The sequence below is a fragment of the Paenibacillus sp. TSA_86.1 genome (assembly GCF_052691815.1).
Genome location: NZ_JBQZGE010000001.1, coordinates 133,587 through 154,404, shown reverse-complemented (window position 1 = coordinate 154,404; position 20,818 = coordinate 133,587). Strand labels below are relative to the sequence as shown.

At 48.2% G+C, this 20,818-nt stretch carries 19 protein-coding genes and 1 pseudogene; 3 read left to right on the top strand and 17 right to left on the bottom strand.

All coding sequences use genetic code 11. The features are described 5' to 3' along the window. Positions 1 to 69 precede the first annotated feature (69 nt). A complete protein-coding gene (locus ACUTVW_RS00615; protein ID WP_445644942.1) occupies positions 70 to 1,020 on the top strand; it encodes an iron-hydroxamate ABC transporter substrate-binding protein in 951 nt (316 codons plus the stop codon). Positions 1,021 to 1,232: 212 nt separating this feature from the next. Here the strand turns inward: ACUTVW_RS00615 and ACUTVW_RS00610 are convergent, their stop codons facing one another. The 5 genes and pseudogenes from ACUTVW_RS00610 to ACUTVW_RS00590 all read right to left on the bottom strand — a co-directional run bounded on the left by ACUTVW_RS00610 (position 1,233) and on the right by ACUTVW_RS00590 (position 5,463). After that, a complete protein-coding gene (locus ACUTVW_RS00610; RefSeq protein WP_445644004.1) occupies positions 1,233 to 1,655 on the bottom strand; it encodes a macro domain-containing protein in 423 nt (140 codons plus the stop codon). A 162-nt stretch (positions 1,656 to 1,817) separates the two neighbouring features. Then, a complete protein-coding gene (locus ACUTVW_RS00605) occupies positions 1,818 to 2,810 on the bottom strand; it encodes a TIGR02452 family protein (RefSeq protein ID WP_445644941.1) in 993 nt (330 codons plus the stop codon). Between the two features lie 27 nt (positions 2,811 to 2,837). Further along, a pseudogene (locus tag ACUTVW_RS00600) lies at positions 2,838 to 3,290 on the bottom strand (NADAR family protein); the annotation flags it as partial. Between the two features lie 72 nt (positions 3,291 to 3,362). Next, positions 3,363 to 4,271, bottom strand: coding sequence for an NUDIX hydrolase (locus ACUTVW_RS00595; protein ID WP_445644003.1), 909 nt, complete (start codon positions 4,269 to 4,271; stop codon positions 3,363 to 3,365). 217 nt (positions 4,272 to 4,488) lie between these two features. Then, a complete protein-coding gene (locus ACUTVW_RS00590) occupies positions 4,489 to 5,463 on the bottom strand; it encodes a hypothetical protein (RefSeq protein ID WP_445644940.1) in 975 nt (324 codons plus the stop codon). A 269-nt stretch (positions 5,464 to 5,732) separates the two neighbouring features. Between ACUTVW_RS00590 and ACUTVW_RS00585 the strand changes: the two genes are divergently transcribed. Beyond that, the gene (locus tag ACUTVW_RS00585; protein WP_445644002.1) at positions 5,733 to 6,887 is read left to right on the top strand and encodes a DUF418 domain-containing protein; all 1,155 of its coding nucleotides are present in this window, start codon (positions 5,733 to 5,735) and stop codon (positions 6,885 to 6,887) included. Here ACUTVW_RS00585 and ACUTVW_RS00580 read toward each other — a convergent pair. The 8 genes from ACUTVW_RS00580 to ACUTVW_RS00545 form a co-directional block, all read right to left on the bottom strand. Further along, entirely contained in the window at positions 6,882 to 7,007 is a 126-nt protein-coding gene (locus tag ACUTVW_RS00580; RefSeq protein WP_445644001.1) for a hypothetical protein, read from the bottom strand. The two genes, ACUTVW_RS00585 and ACUTVW_RS00580, sit on opposite strands and share 6 nt — an antisense overlap. A gap of 40 nt (positions 7,008 to 7,047) precedes the next feature. After that, positions 7,048 to 8,628, bottom strand: a complete 1,581-nt coding sequence (locus ACUTVW_RS00575) for an ATP-binding protein (protein WP_445644000.1) — start codon at positions 8,626 to 8,628, stop codon at positions 7,048 to 7,050. Positions 8,629 to 8,943: 315 nt separating this feature from the next. Continuing rightward, the gene (mglC, locus tag ACUTVW_RS00570; protein WP_445643999.1) at positions 8,944 to 9,963 is read right to left on the bottom strand and encodes a galactose/methyl galactoside ABC transporter permease MglC; all 1,020 of its coding nucleotides are present in this window, start codon (positions 9,961 to 9,963) and stop codon (positions 8,944 to 8,946) included. Next, positions 9,960 to 11,483 carry a sugar ABC transporter ATP-binding protein gene (locus ACUTVW_RS00565; RefSeq protein ID WP_445643998.1) on the bottom strand — a complete coding sequence of 508 codons (1,524 nt, stop codon included), beginning with the start codon at positions 11,481 to 11,483 and terminating at the stop codon, positions 9,960 to 9,962. The genes mglC and ACUTVW_RS00565 overlap by 4 nt, the downstream gene beginning before the upstream one ends. 75 nt (positions 11,484 to 11,558) lie before the next feature. After that, positions 11,559 to 12,635 carry a galactose ABC transporter substrate-binding protein gene (locus ACUTVW_RS00560; RefSeq protein WP_445643997.1) on the bottom strand — a complete coding sequence of 359 codons (1,077 nt, stop codon included), beginning with the start codon at positions 12,633 to 12,635 and terminating at the stop codon, positions 11,559 to 11,561. A 114-nt stretch (positions 12,636 to 12,749) separates the two neighbouring features. After that, the gene (locus tag ACUTVW_RS00555) at positions 12,750 to 13,964 is read right to left on the bottom strand and encodes a sugar ABC transporter substrate-binding protein (RefSeq protein ID WP_445643996.1); all 1,215 of its coding nucleotides are present in this window, start codon (positions 13,962 to 13,964) and stop codon (positions 12,750 to 12,752) included. After that, a complete protein-coding gene (locus ACUTVW_RS00550; protein ID WP_445643995.1) occupies positions 13,951 to 15,774 on the bottom strand; it encodes a cache domain-containing sensor histidine kinase in 1,824 nt (607 codons plus the stop codon). Before ACUTVW_RS00550 ends, ACUTVW_RS00555 begins: the two co-directional genes overlap by 14 nt. Next, positions 15,771 to 17,387, bottom strand: coding sequence for a response regulator (locus ACUTVW_RS00545; RefSeq protein WP_445643994.1), 1,617 nt, complete (start codon positions 17,385 to 17,387; stop codon positions 15,771 to 15,773). Before ACUTVW_RS00545 ends, ACUTVW_RS00550 begins: the two co-directional genes overlap by 4 nt. A 369-nt stretch (positions 17,388 to 17,756) precedes the next feature. On the opposite strand from ACUTVW_RS00545, the gene ACUTVW_RS00540 reads away from it, so the two are divergent. Next, positions 17,757 to 17,957, top strand: a complete 201-nt coding sequence (locus ACUTVW_RS00540) for a cold-shock protein (RefSeq protein WP_445643993.1) — start codon at positions 17,757 to 17,759, stop codon at positions 17,955 to 17,957. Between the two features lie 318 nt (positions 17,958 to 18,275). On the opposite strand, the gene ACUTVW_RS00535 is transcribed toward ACUTVW_RS00540, so the two are convergent. The 4 genes from ACUTVW_RS00535 to ACUTVW_RS00520 form a co-directional block, all read right to left on the bottom strand. After that, on the bottom strand, positions 18,276 to 18,380 hold the full coding sequence (locus ACUTVW_RS00535) for a hypothetical protein (RefSeq protein WP_445643992.1): 105 nt from the start codon (positions 18,378 to 18,380) through the stop codon (positions 18,276 to 18,278). Between the two features lie 37 nt (positions 18,381 to 18,417). Next, complete coding sequence (locus tag ACUTVW_RS00530; RefSeq protein ID WP_445643991.1) at positions 18,418 to 18,882, bottom strand: response regulator; 465 nt, start codon at positions 18,880 to 18,882, stop codon at positions 18,418 to 18,420. Positions 18,883 to 19,037: 155 nt separating this feature from the next. Then, the gene (locus ACUTVW_RS00525) at positions 19,038 to 19,727 is read right to left on the bottom strand and encodes a methyl-accepting chemotaxis protein (protein WP_445643990.1); all 690 of its coding nucleotides are present in this window, start codon (positions 19,725 to 19,727) and stop codon (positions 19,038 to 19,040) included. Beyond that, positions 19,654 to 20,727 (bottom strand): cache domain-containing protein, encoded by a 1,074-nt coding sequence (locus ACUTVW_RS00520; RefSeq protein WP_445643989.1) that lies wholly within the window; start codon positions 20,725 to 20,727, stop codon positions 19,654 to 19,656. The genes ACUTVW_RS00525 and ACUTVW_RS00520 overlap by 74 nt, the downstream gene beginning before the upstream one ends. Positions 20,728 to 20,818: the final 91 nt, after the last annotated feature.

Here is a 20,818-nt window from a genome sequence, read left to right as displayed (position 1 = left end):
TTCGACCCATTTAGTTACATCAAAAAATCGATCCCATCCATGAGATGTTCAAGGAGAATGACAACCATGTTGAAAAAAAATCTAATGCTTATGTTAACCATCAGTTTGGTGCTGGTACTCGCAGCCTGCGGAACAACGAAAACGTCCACAACAGGATCTGGCGATTCAAACACAACTACTAACACCTCGACAGACAATTCAAAGAGTAATGCAGCTTCAGGTGAACCACGTATCGCATCCATGTCCATCCACCTGACCAATGATTTGCTTTCCCTCGGGATCACGCCTGTCGGTTCTGTCATCGGCGGGGAAGCGAAAGGTTTTCTGTCCCATGTGGCTGATCGCCTGAAAGATACGACACCACTCGGCCCGGTCAAAGACCCGGATATGGAAGCCTTGCTTGCCCTTAAACCGGATGTCATCTATCTGGATGAGGAGTTTTCCGGTAAGGATGTGACCAAATTCGAAAAAATTGCCCCTGTACATGTGTTCAATCTGGACGATGGAACATGGCGGGATCACCTGAAAGAGATTGGCAAGCTGGTCAACCGCGAGAAAGAAGCGAAGCAATATATCCAGGACTACGAGGCCGAAACGAAGGAAGTCAAATCGCTGATTCATGATCAGATCGGTGACGGCACCGTCATGGCCATTCGTGTCACAGCCAAGGAATTACGCGTATTCAGCACACGCCGTCCTATGGGCCCTATTTTATATGATGATCTTGATCTGACTCCAGCCAAAGGTATCAAAGAAATGGACACTTCCAAACCATATCAGGTCGTTTCACGTGAAGTGTTGCCGGACTATGATGCAGATGCGATCTTTGTTGTGGTCAACTCGGGCGATGAAGCACAAACGATGTTCAAGGAACTGCAAAGCAATCCGATCTGGCAGGGACTGAAAGCGGTCAAAGCAGGTCATGTGTACCCGATCGGGGCACAGCCGTGGCTTGATTATTCTTCTATCGGGAACAAGATGGCTCTGGATGAAGCAAAAGAGATGTTTTCCAAAAAATAAACCCAGCTTCGCCTACGAGTAAAAACAACAAAAAAACCTCGCTTCGGTAACGGAAGCGCGTTTGCAAGAGCACAGAGCGCATATCGCTCATGCTCCAGACTCAATCAATACAGGGATCAGACTCCGTAATAAGTCTTACCTCTGTATCTCGCGCGCGTCCTTACCCAGCTGAGGTTTTTTTATTTTACATCCGTCATACCGAGCATATTCGCTCATACTGTACATACAACAATCTCGATATTCATCTCCGCAAATGTATTCTGGATAATCACACTTACTTTCTCCCACTTCAACCTGTCCAGCCCACAACCAATTCGAGGCATAGCCAGTTGGGTAATTCCCTGCTCCAAGCAGACATCCCGCATAGACTCGACGGCCTGGGTTAATGATGAATACGTAGGTTTATTCGAAAATTTGGCTTTGGTCACAAGATTCAGTGTTCTTCCAACCGGATAACATCGCCCAATCTCCAGCGGCCCCAGCTTCGCTTGCTCCTGAAGAGCCTGTAGATCAAACCGCTCTCTGAATTGCACCGCGATTCCTTTACCCATTCTCGCATCGGCGGATATGCAGTGTGCCAGTGCGTATTGTTCCTCCAGTTCAAACAAATCCTGCTGTCTTTCATGAAATTGCATGTTAGCTCACCCTTTCTCTTCCTTGCCCTATCACATCTCACTATTGAGACTCCAAACTTCCTGTTTATTTTGCGCGCTGCAAATCAGGCGTTACAGTAACGTCCGTTCTATTACATGATGTCTACATAACATCTTGCTCTCCTACTTCCCCTGCTCAATTTATCAGAGTAAGCGCTTGAAAGTTTCCAACGTTCGCTGTCCTGCACTCCGGTCATAAATGGCAAATACGATGTGATCAAAGTAGTTCTTGTATCCTTCATCAACCAGTACATCATTAAAATACGCTGCCACCTGTGCCGGTTCATTCCGAAAAACACCACAGCCAAAGGCGCCCAGCACGATGGTTCGATGACCTTGGGTAGCTGCAACCTCCAGCACGTATCGAATGCGCTGCTTCATGACCAACCTGATCTCTTCATCCGTCGCTTCGTTCCGCTCTCTGACAACGCCTGCATTTACGGCCGGAGCGGTGATAAATGAGGTTGTGTAATATTGATCCAGCAATCGGTCAAAATCGTCCCTGATTACGGGAACCTCAGGAGAATAGATCATATGATCCGAATACAGGCAGGAACGCTGCTTACGATTGTACTCGTACATTTCTTGCATCTGTGCAATACATGGGTACAGTCCGGCTGCCCGCGCCAAGCTTTCCTCCTGAGCCTGACTTCCGCCGAGGAAACCACCGCCCGGATTTTTTGCAGATGCAAAATTCAGACAGACAACATCCGTTCTTCCTTCCTCCAGGGTCAGACGAGCTGCTGCTGCAAGTGTCGTTTCACTGGTTACTTCGATCCGCGTTGTTTTTCCATGATCTGCAATAGATTCGGTATCCTGCTGGAGTTGTCTTGATGTAGCTAACTCTCCTGTACGCCCTTCTTGACGTAGCTTTTCCCGAAGTTCAGAAAGCTCCAAAGGCCGATAGAGAACCGAATTCTGAATGGCTTGCTCCATGTCTTCCTTAATATGAACCGCACGGTCATATCCGTTTACGTACAAGCCTTCTTCCAGAATCTCCAGCGTTTGATGTGCAATACGCGAACGTCCAGAACGTGAGTTAACACGATTACCACCTGCTGATGCGTTAGACTTACGAGACTCATCCGTCTTACTATCTGAATTATTGTTTTTGTTGTAGTTATCTACATTACTCATATTGTAATCACTTCCGATCTCTTCTCTTAGACGAGTCAGAATCTCGCCAAGCCAGTTCGTTCCCCGCCATGTTTTTCGGTTACGAATACGCGGATCTTCCTCCGCCAGCCCCACACCCCAGATCCGATCATCCGGGCTCGCTTCCACGAGTGTTGTGCCACGGGTGGCAAGTAGAGCAGCCAGCAGATCTTCGTTCTGTGTAAACTTGGCCCGATTGCCTTCATAGACAATGCGCTGGCACTCGCCTTCCCATACCGTCTGGTTAAAACCTGCGACCTGTCGGCCCAGCTTTTTTTGTACCGAAGCCGAACGAGTTTTCATCATTTTGTCTGCATTGTTCTGGTCGCCAAAGAGCAGTGCTTTCTGATGCATCATATATTGCTCGGCACTTGTATACTGAATCCCGTTCACCGTGAAATCAGCCAGAAACCACTGGGAGAACGGTGAAGCTGTCCGCCAGAAATACGTAAACTTTTCCATACATATCACCTCTCTTACTTACTTACTTACTTACTTCTTGTAGAACAACGCCATGACTCGTCCTCATCCCAACTACAATGTTTCCCTCTCCGGATTTAATCGGTACAACCGGGATGGCCGATGACCGGCACTACTTGCATATTCACCCGTCTCCATCACCCAGTCTGCCATTTTGCGCCGAAATGCAGCTGCCAGCAGTTTTTTGCCGCTAATAATCTCATATACTTTCTGCAACGCCGTTAACGTAAATTTCTCCGGCATCAGATTAAACGCGATATCCGTATATTCAATTTTGGAACGTAACCGCTCCAGCGCGTAATGAATAATTTGGGCATGATCGAATGCGATCCCTTGAACATCCACTAAACTCAACTTGCTATTCCGTACTCGCCCTTCTACCTGCTCTTTGGTTTCCACAACGGCCGACAACTGTTCTGTTTCATTGCTCAAAATAAGCTGCAGCCTGCGCTCTGTCACCCGGCCACGTTCATGAATATGACGTTTCTCTTCGATGAGTTTCTGCTCTATCCGGAACCAGCTTGCGTCGCTGGCATCATCACCCGCCTGTAGCTCCAGCTCACTGCTGTCCACTAGGGCCATATAAGAGCAACTAATGACCCGTGTGCGCGGATCGCGACCTACATCTCCCCATGTGTACAGCTGCTCCAGATAGATATCGTCCAGTCCTGTCTCCGTCTGCAATTCCCGCCGGGCCGCATCCTCCAGTGATTCCTCCATGGAGACAAATCCCCCTGGCAGCGCCCACTGCCCCAAGTAGGGGTGACCGCCCCTGCGAATTAGTAGCAAACCAAGCTCCGGTTCCGCCAGCTTACGGTAATTTTCCTGTTCTTCGCTTCGGATCGTAAATACGAGCATATCCACAGTAACCGAGGGATGTTCGTAATCTCCGGCATCATAGGTTTTTAAAAACTCTTCTTCGCTAATGTTGACTGGGTCAAGCGCTTTGTCTCCATGAGACATGATTCATGCACCTCATTCTGTTATTAACATTTTGTTATTAACAAATAGTTAATAACAATGTAGCACAACTGTAGTGAGCAGGTCAAATCTTCCATAAGGCCCAAAAGCCGCCGCCTTTGCTCTATACCTTCAGAGCAAGGACAACGGCCAAAATACTCATTTTCATATTATATAGATGGATATCGCAGTGTAGTTCTCAGAGTCAACAAAATCTTCCTTAAAATACGCTATCTGTTACGTAGTATATTTTCTGCCCATTCTTTTTGTTTCCAGGATCGGCCACAATCAGAAAATAAACGTTCCCGTTCTTCGTCTGTACACCCTCGATCTCATGTTTTCCGACATTCGTTATTTTTACAAGAGACTGATACGTGCCTGAACTTGAGATTTTAGCCATCTGAGGCGTATCTCCTTCTGCCCCACCAGATGTAAATATTTGAGTCTTACCCAGCAAGTCTACCCCTTGGAAAGAACCATTTGGCCGAATAATTCCGCTACCCGACTGTGTAAAACTGGAGACTGCTGCTTTAATTGCCGCAGGGCTGTCCATGCGAACCTGCTTGTTCTGATCAAGCAACCTGTTTAATGCAGCCGTATCATACACAGACCAGACTACCTTATCCGTGTTTGACTTTCCGCCTTCCCTCGTCTGAATCCGGAACACGGTGTAGTTGCTGTTGCCACCGCCATCTACTCGATACGTTGTTCCCTGCTTCGAACCCTTTTTATTTGCATAGTTCATATAAGTAAACCGATGAAGATCGGTATAGTCTACAGTTTTACCAGCCGAATATTGAAGTCTCGCTACCTGAAGGGACCAGACATTATCAGATGATGAATCCGCTTTGGAACTAAAATAAAAATAGTTCGATCCGTTATACGTATACATGTCCAACGTCTGGCAATGCCCGCTGTTTGTAATCGTCATATGATCCACGTATTCGGCATTATTACCTTTGATTAGTAGTCTGGAAAGTTGACATGTCGTATTCACCCGCTGCGTTACGTATACGTACTTGTCTGCTATATAAGCTTTCTGCACCACCCGGTCAAACTTGAGTCCTTTGAGGTTATAAGCTAGTTTGGCTGATGCATTTACGGTTTTTCCTGGAGAAGCTGCAAGAGCCGGGACAACGGACAACATAAATAGCATTACTGCCAGAAAAGCAGCTACGATCGTTTTCCACTTCATCGTTGTAAGGTTGAGAGATTGTTTTTTAATCACACTGATGCCTCCTTTTTGACTTAAATCTGCAATACATACGATAAACTAGCTTGCCTCTGAGATTATACTGGATTCAATAGATAATACCATATTTTCCAAATTACGAATCATTAAAATGCGAATCACAAATGACCACTTCCCCATAAACCTGATGTACCTTAAAATTTAATACTTCTTTTTAGTACATATGTGTTATATTGTTTTTAATTCATATGTGCCAAAAAAAGGAGGACTTCATGAAACGGATTGCCTTACTGGACATCCTTCGAGGTTTTGCCATTATCGGGACCTTGGGAACCAACATCTGGATTTTTGCTTATCTTGGTGATCTGAACCTTGTATTCGGCAACGCTCTTGAACCGTGGTGGAATTCAGGAGATCGTTTGATACAGACCACCATGCTTATCTTGGTGAATGGAAAATTTCTAGGTATGCTCACTCTGCTGTTTGGAGCCGGCATGGAATTAAAACGTCAAAAAGCCGTTCGTGAAGGCTATGCATGGCCCGGTGTATACATCTGGTCATGCGCACTGTTGCTGCTGGACGGATTGCTGCACTACACTCTCGTCATGGAATATGATGTGCTGATGAGTTATGCCATCACAGGGATGATTGTTTCCCTCATCATTCATCGCTCCAGACGCTTTGTGCTGACGATGCTGGGAATCGCGGGGAGCATACATGTAATCGGAGTGACAGGAATTACAGCCCTGCTGGCATTCGAGTCCGGTTCATCCTTCAACGGTATGAATACCATTACACAGCTGTACACTTCCGGAACGTGGTGGGAGCAAGTCATGTTTCGTTTGAACAACTTCGGATTTTTCCGTGCAGAATCGATTGCCATCATCCCGCTGAATATCTTTTTATTTCTGCTGGGAGCGTTGTTTATGCGGACAGGGATATTCTCCAACGATGAGTCTGGACGCCTCAAACGTCGGAAACTGATGATTACCGGGCTTGCGGCAGGCATTCCCCTGAACCTGCTCCTGCTTGTTCCCGGAGGGATTATGGATATTTGGGTACGCTATATCAGCGCTCCTGTACTTACACTGGGTTATCTCGGAATGATCGCCTGCTTTTTGGAAAAAGGCTTTCTCCCCAAGCTGTTTGAGCGTTTTGGTGAGATTGGCAAGATGGCACTGAGCTGTTACATTGCACAAAATATCATCGCTTCTGTGATCTTCTATGGATGGGGGCTTGGCCTGGGCGGACGCCCCTCTTCCCTGTTTATTTTGTTGATGTGGCTTGTCATATGTCTGTTCTTAATGCTTTTCTCCCACCTCTGGCTACGCAAATATCAACTAGGGCCAGTCGAATGGTTGTGGCGCAAGTTATCGATCTCCCCTTCTCCCAGACCAAGAGACACGTCACATGATACGTCACTATAAATAGGCTAAGACGCGAATAAGGGCTGCCCGGATCGCCATCGATGATTGATCATAATCAATGACCGATGGATATCCGCAGGACAGCCCTTCTTTATTCCATATGGATAACATCCCCAGCAAGACTGATTCCCCCTTTTTGCGCTGGTCTGGCATATAACACTTACAATTTATCCGTCTCAACAGGCAGCTGTAAGGTGAAGGTGGAACCTGCGCCCATCTCACTTTGTACGGTAATTTTACCGTTATGATCCTGAACAATTTTTTGACAAAGCGCAAGACCCAGTCCCGTGCCTTCCTCTTTTGTCGTAAAAAACGGGTTAAAAATCTCGGTTAACGAACTCTCGGGAATTCCGCTGCCCGTATCCGCTATTGAGATTAATACCTTGTCCCCTTCTTGCATCATGTACATATGTACCTCGCCGGGGTCTGACATCGCTTCAAATGCATTACGAATCAGATTGATTAGAACTTGTACAATTTTATCCCGATCCATGTTCACATAAACCGACTCATCCTTCACATGAAGTGTAATCCGATGCCCTCTTGAGGCAGCATCCGATTCGGTCAACGACATGACCCGCTCCAGGCAATGTGCCAGCTTCTCCGGTTTCATATGATGGACTTGTGGCTTGGAAAATTGCAAAAACTCCCCCGTTAAATCGGTGACTCTGGTTACCTCGCTCATAATAACTTCATACCACGGTGCAATATTGAAGGCTTGCCCGCGCGACAGCTGCAAAAACCCCCGAATCGCAGTAAGTGGGTTTCGTATCTCATGCGCCATGCCTGCAGCAAGCTCACCTACAGCTCGCAGTCTCTCGGAACGAAATACTTCCTCTTCATTTTTAATCCACTGGCTGCGCTGCTGTTGGATCAGCTGATCTTCCGCTGTCGTCATGAATTGCTGCAAGGTTTGTGATAGTTTCGGATAACGAGATATGCTATAACTTACTTGCAATCCCTGCAGCTGATTGGACAGCAAAGAGGATATCCGCTCTTCGATATGGCGTATTTGCGGCAACACCACAGCGAATCGGTCACCTGCATACCTTGATACACCATAAGCTTCGGGAAACTGATCGGTGATCTTTGTTCCGATCCCCTTAATGACTGCGCACCAGGGATCATCTGATCCTTTCTTATATCCACTGAAATTATTGACATTCAAAAGAACCAAGAGGAAAGATCGTTCTTCCTCCAGCGTCCGATGAAGCACCTTCATATATCCTTCATAATTCAGCAATCCTGTAAGCGGATCATGAAGGGTAAGAAATTGATTTTTTTTCCGGAGTTTCTGTTTCTCGGACTCACTGTTCATGAGCGTATGGTATAGAACGATAACCACTACCGAGGTCAGCAGATCAAATAAAGACACCAGTAAAGTGTAAGCATCCGTTGGAACATAAGACAGTCGTATGATCGTATACTGGAGCATGAGCAGCAGTGAAATCGGCAAGCTCTGTATTATTTGCTGTTTGTTCTGAATCATTGAAATAATAAGCATATAATAGAGCAAATTACACCAGTTCAATTGACTGAAATAATGAAATGCACCGAGGATCAACCATTGTATCATTCTTAAAAATGGATAACGTCGCTCTCCCCATATACTCATGATCAGCAAAATACCTGTAAGCATCATCAAGACCGGATGCGCTGTTTGTCCCAATATAATTGAGGATACAATGACAAGCAGGCAACCTAGTGGGAATATCACCATCTTCATTGTGTAACTTAGCAAACAGCCTCGCCCCCTTAGACAAAAGTCACACTAATAACATATTCACAAATATTATATCGATTATGATTAGCTGATGTTGTCGATTATTGGAAGCTGATAAAATTCGCAAGGATGTATAATTTTTAAAAAGAACAGGGCATATGAAGCAATTGTAATATAAAAACGTGCATATCAGCATTGCAGCTCCTATTCATTGAAATGTATACTTCCTCGTAAAATATACAAAGCCAGCTCTCTACCGTGTGAGGGCTGGCTTCTTTGCTGCTTTTCCATATAAGTGATATCACTCTGGAAGAAAATAGATGATGATCTGTATTATTTCTTAGCCATATATTTGCGAATATCAAATGCCACGGCTGCAACAATAATTAATCCTTTGATAATCAGCTGCCAGTAAGGACTTACCCCGATAAAGGTGAGACCGTAGTTGATAACGCCGAAGATCAGCACCCCCGCCATGACGCCAGGTACGGTTCCAATACCTCCAGCCGTGGATACACCGCCAACAACACATGCAGCAATGGCATCCAGTTCGTACATATTCCCATAATTGTTTGTTGCTCCGCCGGTACGAGCTGCTTCCAGTACGCCTCCCAGCCCGTAGAGTCCCCCGGCAATTGCATATAGCGCAATCAAGTTCCGAGCGACATGAATGCCCGATACGTGGGCGGCCTGAATGTTTCCGCCAATGGCATACATATTTTTACCCAGACGTGTTTTGTTAAACACAACCCAGCAGATCAGCGCAACGCCGATGGCAATCAGCACAATATAGGGAATCGAATATCCTCCACCGAGATCAATGTAACCTGAACCTATCGTGGTAAAATCCGATCTAAGCCCGCCGATCGGCTGTGACTGGTTCGGCTCTGTATCAAAATAGATTGAGTTCAGTCCGTACACAGCCACCATCGTGCCGAGCGTTGCGATAAAAGGCGGCACATGCAGCTTGGCGACGATAATACCATTCACTAATCCAACAAGCACCCCGGCTATAATACCGATCAGGATCGGCAACCCCACCCATAATTGTGGAAGATCCGGAAAAAATCGATTGGCATACGTATCAATCTGTAACATAGAGGCCGATACAACGGCTGTTAGACCAACGACACGACCGGCAGAAAGATCAACGCCTCCCGTTACCAGAATGAAGGCCGCCCCTAGTGCGATAATGGCACGAGTGGAGGATTGCTGCAGAATGTCCCGCAAGGTGGAAAAAGCGAGAAAGTTCGGATCGGCAATGGCGATGCCGATGACAAGCAGGATCAGCACGATAAAAATAGCACGCTGCGTTACATACTGCTTCACTTGATGAACAAGGGTTGTATTCATTTGTGTTCCTCCTGACCAGCCATCCGCTGCTGCGCGGCCAGCCTCATAATATGCTGCTCCGTAGCCTCGGCTCCGTCTACAATACCGGTGAGGCGCCCTTCGCTCATGACCATGATGCGATCTGACATCCCCAGCAGTTCAGGCATCTCCGAGCTGATCATGATAATACTTTTGCCTTGCCGGGCCAGTTCAGTAATGATTGTATAGATTTCGAACTTGGCTCCTACGTCAATTCCGCGGGTTGGTTCATCAAGCAACAGAATTTCCGGGTTAGTCAAGAGCCAGCGGGCTAACAGCACCTTCTGCTGATTTCCTCCAGAAAGGTTTCGAATCAAGGTGTTAACAGAAGGCGTTTTGGTTCTAAACTTCTGCGTCTGCTCTCGTGCCTCTTCTCGCCCCTTCTTCTCGTCAAGCAACCCCAACCGATTTTGGTAGCGACCCAGGCTTGCAATAATGGTATTCTCATAGACCGACAACACGGGGAAAATCCCGGTCACTCGTCGTTCTTCGGTCAACAACGCTATGTTATGACGTTTGGCTGCTGAAGGCGAGTTAATCTTGACCTTGCGCCCATGAATAGAGATCGTGCCTGAAGCGAGTCCACGCAAACCGAACAAGGACTCCATCAGCTCCGTCCGCTGTGCGCCAACCAAACCGCCAATGCCAAGCACCTCCCCTTTGCGTAAATGAAAGGTGACATCCCGGAACGAATTCGGCTGATTGGATGTCAGCCCCTCTGCCTGAAGAATGACCTCGCCAGGTACATTGAGCCGTTCCGGGAATCGTTCGCTCAGATCACGCCCAACCATTCGGGTAATGATCAGATCTGTCGTCAGATCCGCTGCATCCCAGGTACCTACGACCAAACCATCTCGCATAATGGTCACTTCATCGGAAATCGTCAAAATTTCCTCCATCTTGTGCGAGATATAGATGATCGACACGCCGCGGCTTCGCAACTTGTTGATGATCGTAAACAGTTGCTCTACTTCTTTACCTGTCAGGGATGAGGTAGGTTCATCCATCACAATGACTTTGGAGTGGAAGGATACCGCTTTCGCAATCTCCATCGATTGAATCTTGGATACAGACAACGTTCCGGCAAGCGCCTTCGGATCAATATCCAGATTCAAATCCTGGAACAGTGCGAGCGTATCGGTATACATCCGTTTCTCATCGACCAACAGGCCTTTCATCGGAAAACGCCCCAACCATATATTTTCCATCACTGGACGGTGCGGAACCGGATTAAGTTCCTGATGAATCATGGATATGCCATGCTGTAGCGCGGCCTTGGAATGGGGAATCTCTACATCCTTTCCATCCATGCGAACCGAGCCAGCATCGGGACGATACATCCCGAACAAACATTTCATCAAGGTTGACTTACCCGCTCCATTCTCGCCCATCAACGCATGAACGGTTCCCGGCTTCACTTTCAGTGTAACTTCGCTGAGTGCCTGCACGCCGGGGAATGCTTTGGAAATCCCGTTCATCTCCAGCAGATAAGGTGACTGCATCTCGTATCTTCCCCTTTCATCTGACCGGCAAAAAAGGGACGCTGCCCGGGTGACATACGTCCCTCTCTGCTGCTGTTATTGGGCGTCGGCAATGTTGTCTTTCGTAATTTTTTTGTAGGCAATCCAGACATATTTTCCGTCCGTAATATCAAATTTCGTATTTTCTTTGGTTGGTGTCTCACCTTTGGCAAGAACAGCAGCCAGTGCGACCGTTGCCGCTCCCTGGTTCTTGGCATCATTCAGCACCGTGCCCAGCATCGTACCATCCTGCAAAGCCTGAATCGCTGGAGCTGTAGCATCCACACCTACGACGGGCATTGATTTGCCATCCTTGAAGTAACCTGCTGCCTTCAATGCCTCAATCGCACCGAGAGCCATGTCATCATTATTCGCCAGCACCGCTTCAATTTTGTCGCCATGAGAAGCAAGGAATGCCTGCATTTTCTCTTGTCCTTTGACCCGATCCCACATCGCCGTATCTTCAGCCAGCGCTTCAACCTCAATGCCGGCATCTTGAATCGCCTGAACGGAATATTTGGTGCGCAGCTCGGCATCCTGATGACCCGGTTCACCTTTCAACATAACGTATTGCAGCTTGCCGTCGCCGTTTTTATCTGCTTCCGGATGAGCTTTCCAGTAATCCACGATCAATTGACCGGAAATCGTACCCGACTCTTCTGCTTTGGCACCAACGTAATACACTTTATCCCACTTGTTCATGTCTTCTGCTACAGGCTCACGATTCAGGAATACCACTGGAATGTTCGCCGCTTTAGCCTTATCGATAATGACACCTGCTGCTGTACGGTCTACCGGATTCACCGCCATGGCATTGTATTTTTTGGACACAAACAGGTCCACTTTCTCGTTCTGGGTCGGCTGTGCATTCTGACTGTCTACGATATCAAGGGTAGCGATCCCCTCTGCTGCCGCAGTCATCGCGTTCCGTACTCCCGTCATAAACGTATCGTCAAACTTATAGATGGCAACCCCGATTTTCGGATTTTCAGCCTGCGTTCCGGCTTCTGCCTTCGTTCCACTGTCGGTCCCTGCGCTGCCGCTTTCACCGGTGCTGTTCCCCCCGTTGCTGCACCCTGCCGCAACAGCCATACATACCGTAAGCATCAATGTCATCCACGTTTTCTTTTTCATTCTTAATGACCTCCCCCAAGTTCATTCGGCTTTACCGATGTCTTTATTATGAAAGGGTTTACATTATTTTCGAATACAATATCTTCATCTGTTCTATCGAAATCCTCATCAGTTCTATTGCACAAATGGAAATAACAGCTTCTGGTTATCCATCCAGAACATATTGTCTGTACTAACCACCTTGGTCTCCAGGATAACTCGGGTCTGCACATGTTCCCGTTCCAGTTTGGCAAGGGCTTGATTAAGCCCTAAGTATCCGGCGCTGTACCCGTTCTGTACAATCAATCGTTGAAAAACACCTTCCTGCAGCTGCTCCAATTGCTGCTGCTCGCTACCAAACCCCACAATGCTGATCGGCCTGTCATCCTTGCGCCGATGCAGTTCATCCGCTGCCCCGAGCGAGGCCGGCTCTTGAAGAGCAATCAATCCGGTTAGCTCATGCTGATCCAGTAGTTGCTTTACCGCTTGCCAGCAAGCATCCCGGTTGTTGCATACTGATTTGGGGATGATTTTGATGCCTGGATAGTTTTGCAACGCTTCCTTGATCCCCTGCTCCCGGAGAACCAAGCCTGCATTCAGCGCATCCGGACCCACTAAAGCAATCTGACCGTGCCCCTGCAACAATTCTGCCATCGCCTGACCAGCCTGACGACCTGCTTCGAGATTGTCCATTGAGATGACACTGGTGATGCCTCTAACAGGGAACTCATCATTCAGCACAATAACGGGCACGATACCTCCATCCGTTCTTGCTGTCTCTGCTTCGCGAATGATATCGCCAAGCGCATCTTCACTTAGCGGATCGACGAGCAGCGCTGTTGCCCCTTGTTTCAGTGCGAGAGCCGCTGCCTGAACCTGCGCCTGCTCACGCTCACTGCGAGTGAAATCACGGTCAACAGCAACCGCTGTGTTCGCAGGTGGCGGACTTATCACATAGTCCGCATTGGAAGAGGTGTGCGAAGCGGAATCCACCGGATACGCTTCAACGGTGATCAGCCGTGCGCCGCGCTCTTTGGCGGCAGCCTCGGCTCCCAGGCGGATCGCTTCGGCGAGTTCTCCGGTGCCCGCAGGCGTAATGAGCGCAATGCGCGGCGGCGGCGCCGGTTGATCCGCTTCCTCTATGCCGCAGGCAGCGCATAATAACAGGCAGCAGGCTGATGCTGTCTGGAACAAGGCCCGGAACGGCCGAAATTCCGGGGATACCGGAAGAGTTGCCTGGCTTTTTTTGGCCAATACACGGCGTGCGCTCTTGATCTGGTTATTGATTTCGCCACTAGTTTCGTTACTTTCGCTACTGATGTTGTTGCTGGTTTCGCTACAGTCCTTCATTCATCCCGTCCCCCTTCTGCTCTGCCTGAACAGGAATCCGAATCCATACGGTTGTTCCTTCCTCCAGCTCGCTGGCGAATTCAAGCCCATATCCCTCGCCATAATAGTGCCGGATGCGATCATGTACATTGCGTACAGCGACACCCGAACCTGCTCCGCTTTTCACCACCGGACGACCGCTGAGCAATCCCGCGAGCTGTTCCTCCGACATGCCTACACCGTTATCCGTAATGCGGAACAGAATGACGTGCTCTTCACGCTGCACATCAATCTCAATGTTTCCCTCATCCATGTGGTATTCGATGCCATGCACAATTGCATTTTCGATCAACGGCTGCAGAATTAACTTCACGGTCAGGCAGTCCAGCAGCTCCTCATCCGCATGAATGGTGAAGGTGAACTTGTGTTTGAATCGCATCTGCTGAATGGTCAGGTAGTGGCGGGCGTGCTCCAGTTCTTCCCTGATGGTAATAATGGTTTTGCCTTGACTGAGACTGATGCGGAACAACCGGGAAAGCGACGTAATCATCGTGATGACTTCATCATTACGGCTCATGCCCACCATACGCACAACCGAATTCAGCGTATTGTAGAGAAAATGTGGATTAATCTGAGCCTGCAACGCCTCCAGCTCCAGACGGCGTTTCTGCTCCTGTTCATGGATGATCTCATCCATCAGGTTACGGATTTTGTTCACCATGAGATTAAACCTGCGCGCCAGACGCTCGACCTCAAGCGGCCCCGTTGTCGGTAGCTCCACGTTGAAATCTCCACGCTCCACGGCCTTCATTTTGCGTTCCATCCGCCGGATGGGACGAGTCAGACTGGAGGAGAGGAACAGGGACACCACAATGACAAGCACCAGCACAATGATCAGCACACGAATCAGATAGCCATTCACTTCCTGACGTGTCGTCATAATCTCGTCCAGATAAGCCACGCCGACGATTTTCCAGCCAATATTCGCCACCGACTTTACCGTGTTCAGCCTTTTCTGCCCATCAGCCTCGTCTTCGTAACTGCCCGTAGCTACCAACGCCTGCTCGATATTTTCTGTTTTCAACCCCATATACATGAGTTGTTGTTGCGGATGGTACACAATGTTGCCTGCACTCTCATCAATAATGTAGACGTAACCCCGTTGCCCCAGGCTGACCCGACTGCTCAGTTCATCCATTTGCTTGAAATTGATATCGACCAGCAAAATGACTTGCTGCTCCTTCCCCCGCTGTTTAATGGTGATACCTTTGCTCATCGAAACGACCCACTTATAAGGGCCAGCATACATATTCTGAATATGCGGTAAGGAAAAGCTCAGGTGATTGGGTACACGCAATGCAGATTGAAACCATCCTTGCTGGGTGACATGAGCGCTGCGTTTCAACGCGGCGGCAGGTCTGTTCTTGAGCAGTTGTCCATCCGCATCCAGTAGCGTAATGGAAATGATATCTTCCCGGCTGCTAAGCAAGGTATCCAGCTGTTTATCCACCTGCTCTGCTTCCCATGTTCCGTCCCGCAACATATGTTCCTCAATGGCACGATACAGATGGGACATGCTTCGCACGTAATCCTCCAGGTTATAACTGACCTGATCCACAATCTGTCTTGTGGATAGCTCTGCACTGCGCTCGGCAGCTTGCGTGAACTTGTCATGTAGCAATATCGCCATAATTGTGAGAACCAGTACAATGAAGATGGAGAAAGACCACGTAATAATAGAACGTATACTGCTGACCTTGGACGAGCGCAGATACAGACGGAGTTTGGCTCCAACCGATTTCATTCGTGTGGTTAACGTGCTCCAGCTCATTGAAGGGAACCTTCCGGGGACGCAGCAGCCTGTTTACGATACTCTTTGGGCGAGACCCCGATATGTTTTTTAAAACAAAAGCTGAAATAGTTAGGCTCGGCAAAACCCACCTTCTCGGCAATTTCAAACGACTTCAGCTCCGTGGAGCGAAGCAGTTCTCTTGCCTCATCCATACGAATCTGCATCAGATACTGCAGGAAGGTGAGCTGCACTTCTTTTTTGAAAATGCTGCAAAAATAACCGGAACTGATATGTAGATGTGCGCATACCTTCTGAATGGACAGATCCGGATCGGCATAATATTTTTTCGTAAACGTAAGTGCCTGTTCCACGATATCCTTGTAAACGTGCTGGCGTCCGCTAGATATCCGCTGCTGTACAAGCAGACAAACTTCGCTCACCTTATGCTGTGCCTCAGACAGACCCGGCAGTCGGAACAAATCCGTATACAACTGGAATCCAGCGCCGAATATATCCTCCATCTCTTCACCCGAGGCCTGCGCAGCCTTCCATACCGTCGTTAATACTTCGATCAAGTACAGCTGAATATCACTTCTCCCATGCTCCACCGTAATTTCCCGGAAAATGATCTGTAGCCCTTCTTCCAGCTCTGCCTGCGTTCCAGCCTTCAAACAGCGGGTTAATGTCTGTTGTTTCAATTCATCAAAACGCAGCTTTCCTGCGGCCTGACGCTCTACATCGGCAATGTAGATCAGGGAATCCGTTCCGGGTACAAGCCGGTAATCCAGCGCCAGCATTGCATCTTCATAGGCATGTTTCACATCGGGAAGGGTGTTCACAAAACGACTCGACCCAATGGTTACTGGAACACGTAAATAGTGGCGGATGCTGCGCACCACATTTTCCAGCGCCTGCTGCTGCAGCTTCTCTGCCTCTCCGATTGCCTCTGACTCACCCAGCGGTTCCACGTAGAGTAATACAACACTCTCCTGATGCATAAAAGCATATCCTGCTTGGTGATCTGTCCAGACTTCCGCGGCTATATTAAGAGCAGCAAACAGCTTCAGTTCCGGATCTTCCGATGGATGCAGCGTCAGAATCGATATACCATAACGTTTACCTTTCAGTTCCAGTCCGCACTGGCTTGCCCGGCTTAAAATGTAGGAAGAGGATTTCTGGCGATGCAGCAAAGTCGCGATCAAATCAGCCTGTAATAAAGGCATGCTGGTGCGATAGTGTTCACGCAGTTGCTGTACGTCCTCCCGTTCCGCAATCTCAGCCTCCATCTGGGCACGTATTCTGGTGAGCAGTTCGGTAAGATGCCCTGCCGAGAATGGCTTCAGCAAATATTCATCCACACTAAGTGAAACCGCCTGACGAGCGTAATCAAATTCATCATATCCTGTTAAAATAACAACCTTCACCAATGGATTCCGCTCTCTCAATCTTCGTGCCAGTTCCAAACCATCCATAAATGGCATGCTGATGTCAGTGATCACAATGTCCGGCTCCACTCGCTCTGCCATCTCCAGAGCCTCACGCCCATTCTCTGCCAGACCCGTAATCCGCAGATCCAGTGCCTCCCAATCTACTTCAACAACCAATCCTTCACGCACATCTTCCTCATCATCCACGAGCAGGACCCGATACATCGTATGATTCCTCCCTTATATATAAAGGCTGTTACCCCTGGTCATTAACCGATCTCATTAAGCTCAAGGTTCCAACATAATATACAATAAAACTCTGTTTATGTAATCGCTTTCTTTTTCGGACAAAAATCCAGCCTTTTTCTGAACCTTTTTATGCGATCTGGCAAGGGATTGCGCTTTCAATGAACATATTTTTTTTAGAAAATACATTCATAAATTGACTTATATTGGCACGCGTGTTATGATGATATAGATCGATACATTAGTGGACTTTAAGTCTTCGGTTTAACCGCCGGATGAGCATTAATCAGAATTGAATCCCGCTCATACCAATGGTCGTACAAAACTTATTATTTTTGGAGGAATCACATGCAAACAGGTACAGTAAAATGGTTCAACGCGGACAAAGGATTTGGCTTCATCGAAACTGAAGAAGGAACAGACGTATTCGTTCACTTCAGCGCCATTCAAGGTGAGGGTTACAAATCGTTGGACGAAGGACAACGTGTAGAGTTTGAAGTAACTCAAGGTAACCGTGGACCACAAGCTGAGAACGTTACTAAACTGTAATTGATACGAGGGCTGCCTCTGGCAGCTCTTTATTTTGCCCATTTATATCCATCACAAGAAAAGAGGTTTTTATTCCAACAGATCATTGTAAAGAAACAGAGCACGTTGTATTTTCCACGGTTGACGACATCATTAACTTCTACTCACCTCAGCAAACGAGCACAGAAAGCTCCGAAGCTCACTCGCGTCCTACACATCCGGTAGATCCATCCATACACAAGGATCACAAGACCGAACGTTAACCACGATATGACAGCAACCTATCCGACATAAGCAGAAACAGAAGGCCCTGAACCGCTTGAACGGTACAGGGCCTATTTATATCCTTATTTTACATAACCGTTCCGAATCCGCAAAAACGACCGCCTGCGTGCGATCCTCCAGCTGTATCTTCTGCAAAATGCGATGTACATGCGTTTTCACCGTGCTTTCACCGATGAACAGCTTCCGGGCAATCTCCTCATTGCCATCTCCTGCAGCACTTCAAGCTCACGCCCGTGAACGCGTCTGTAAGCGGCGAAGGCTGCTCACCGTTCTCCTCGTTACATGGTGAATTCACGGTTGAGTTGCCTCTTTCTTCGTCTGGGGATCCTGTTTTTGTCGACCTTACCGCTAAACCAATGACCTTGGCCGCTACCGCAGTTCTGTAAATGGCTTCTCCGCGACGAGCAGCTCTGACCGCATCAATTAATTCTTCCGGTGCGGCGTCCTTGAGTAAATAACCTACGGCTCCGGCACGTATTCCCTGGTAGACATAATCCTCCTGATCAAACGTAGTCAGAATAACGACCTTGCATTCAGGCAGCACATCCAGTAACGCTTGTGTCGCCTCCAGTCCGTCACCATCCTCCATCTGCACATCCATAAATACAACGTGTTGCTTGAGTTCTGCCGCGAGCCGTACGGCTTCCCCACTTTCTCTCATTGGGCTGCTCTTACTTCTCTGTTAACGGCTCCATGTAAGAACAGTATAACCAGCCAGAAGCCAATGAAAGTCCACCCGTGGGCGGACTTCATGTCATTTCGCTTCAATCCGCAGATTGATATGGGACAAAGTTATGGTGGTGATTACGTTATACGTTATATTTTAAAAGGTTTCAGGGATGCCTGCAGTTCTGCCGAAACGTCAGACAGCATCGCTGCAGACTCCTTGATCTGCTCTACAGACTTGAGCTGCTCTTGTGTAGACCCTGCGGCAAGCTGAGCGTTGGCACTAGCTGTCTGTGCATGACGTGCAATCTCGTTCACCGATGCCACAATCTGCTCTACGCCTGCGGACATCTCTTCGCTGGTCGCTGCCATATCTTCAATCTCCGTGGCAATGCGCAGGTTCGTATCCCGAATCAGGGTAAAACTCTGCTCTGTCTCTTGTGTGAGCCGCAGTCCTTCCCGTACTTCATGCTTCACTTGGGCCATAGCCGCCAAGGATTGCTGCATGTCCTGTTCCATTGCACCAACAAGCGCTTCAATCTGGTTGGATGATTGTCCAGCCTGTTCTGCGAGCTTGCGCACTTCAGTGGAAACAACGGCGAAGCCTCTCCCGTGTTCTCCTGCTCTCGCCGCCTCAATAGAAGCATTGAGTGCGAGAAGATTCGTTTGACCCGCAATCTCATGAATGGCAGAGACCATCTGACCGATCTGGGCAGATTTCTCCTCCAACATGCGAATCACTTCGTCCGTTGCACTGACAGAAGTTTCAATCGCTGCCATCTGTCCCACCGTTAGCTGTACGGCCCGCCCTCCGGTATCCGCTTGCTGACGTGAGTACACTGCTGCATCTGCGATGCTGGAAGCTCTGTCTGCTATGCGCTGTACGCCAATAGCCACCTCTTCCATCGCCTGCAAGTTCTCTTCCGTGCTTTACGGTTTGACTCTCCGCTCCCCGTGCGACCTGTTCGACAGAAGCAGCAATCTGCTCAGATACACTTGCTGTCTGGTCTGCGATCTCCAGTAACAGTCCGGTCGAATGACCTGCTTTGTCCGCTGCGTCTAACCCACCTTGAATAATGCCTTGCAAGCTGCTTCTCATCTCATTGTAGCCTGCGCCAAGCATACCAATCTCGTCTCGCACCTGATCCACCACCGGCTGTGTGAAGTCTCCGGTACCCGCACGTTTGATGGCAAGTGAGACGCGGTTAATCCTTGCTCTCACTCCACGGACGTACCAGACGATTAGCACAATCGCAATCAGCATCGCAATGCCGACTACGATCAGGAAGGTTTTAAGAAAGGAAGAGATAATTACATCAATTAACGATTGAGATGCCCCGACATAGAAAATACCGATGATCTCCCCGGATGCATTTTTGATGGGTTCATAGGCTGTCTGTGTTTTCTGGCCAACAACAACAGCTTCCCCAAAGTACTTTTCTCCCTGCTGCAAAACGGTCTTAGCTACCTGCTCGGACACCTTCGTGCCCACCGCGCGTTTTCCGTCAGTCATCACATTGGTAGCAATCCGTTCATCTCCGCGAAAGATCGTCACGGTATCTCCTGACGCATTGCCGATTTCATCCACCAGGTCGAAATTTTCCTCCAGCAATGCATCTCCTTTGTATAACTTTCCATCTTGAATGGCCCAGTCCCCCGGGTATTTGTATGAAATGATGTGATTCGCCATCTCCAAGTCCCGTTTCGCTTTTTCCGTGGCAAATGTCTTAATGCCATTCCTCATCTCCATGATGACGCTGACCGCCACAGCCGAGGAGAATATGATAAAAATGCCGATCACGATCAAACTGATTTTAGTACCGATACTCATGCTACGCATGTGTGTGAGCCACCCTTTTCACGATTAAATTGTCTTGATCTCGGGCAGATTGGGTTCTGCTTAGAGATTTCACATATAGACTTATCGGCGG

Excerpts from the sequence above, each read along its gene's own strand:
- ACUTVW_RS00530 (WP_445643991.1), bottom strand. The coding sequence starts at position 18,882 with ATGAGAGAAAGTGGGGAAGCCGTACGGCTCGCGGCAGAACTCAAGCAA.
- ACUTVW_RS00565 (WP_445643998.1), bottom strand. The coding sequence starts at position 11,483 with ATGCAGTCACCTTATCTGCTGGAGATGAACGGGATTTCCAAAGCATTC.
- ACUTVW_RS00590 (WP_445644940.1), bottom strand. The coding sequence starts at position 5,463 with ATGAAGTGGAAAACGATCGTAGCTGCTTTTCTGGCAGTAATGCTATTT.
- ACUTVW_RS00540 (WP_445643993.1), top strand. The coding sequence starts at position 17,757 with ATGCAAACAGGTACAGTAAAATGGTTCAACGCGGACAAAGGATTTGGC.
- ACUTVW_RS00560 (WP_445643997.1), bottom strand. The coding sequence starts at position 12,635 with ATGAAAAAGAAAACGTGGATGACATTGATGCTTACGGTATGTATGGCT.
- ACUTVW_RS00585 (WP_445644002.1), top strand. The coding sequence starts at position 5,733 with ATGAAACGGATTGCCTTACTGGACATCCTTCGAGGTTTTGCCATTATC.
- ACUTVW_RS00610 (WP_445644004.1), bottom strand. The coding sequence starts at position 1,655 with ATGCAATTTCATGAAAGACAGCAGGATTTGTTTGAACTGGAGGAACAA.
- ACUTVW_RS00605 (WP_445644941.1), bottom strand. The coding sequence starts at position 2,810 with ATGAGTAATGTAGATAACTACAACAAAAACAATAATTCAGATAGTAAG.
- mglC (WP_445643999.1), bottom strand. The coding sequence starts at position 9,963 with ATGAATACAACCCTTGTTCATCAAGTGAAGCAGTATGTAACGCAGCGT.
- ACUTVW_RS00520 (WP_445643989.1), bottom strand. The coding sequence starts at position 20,727 with ATGCGTAGCATGAGTATCGGTACTAAAATCAGTTTGATCGTGATCGGC.
- ACUTVW_RS00595 (WP_445644003.1), bottom strand. The coding sequence starts at position 4,271 with ATGTCTCATGGAGACAAAGCGCTTGACCCAGTCAACATTAGCGAAGAA.
- ACUTVW_RS00550 (WP_445643995.1), bottom strand. The coding sequence starts at position 15,774 with ATGAGCTGGAGCACGTTAACCACACGAATGAAATCGGTTGGAGCCAAA.
- ACUTVW_RS00555 (WP_445643996.1), bottom strand. The coding sequence starts at position 13,964 with ATGAAGGACTGTAGCGAAACCAGCAACAACATCAGTAGCGAAAGTAAC.
- ACUTVW_RS00545 (WP_445643994.1), bottom strand. The coding sequence starts at position 17,387 with ATGTATCGGGTCCTGCTCGTGGATGATGAGGAAGATGTGCGTGAAGGA.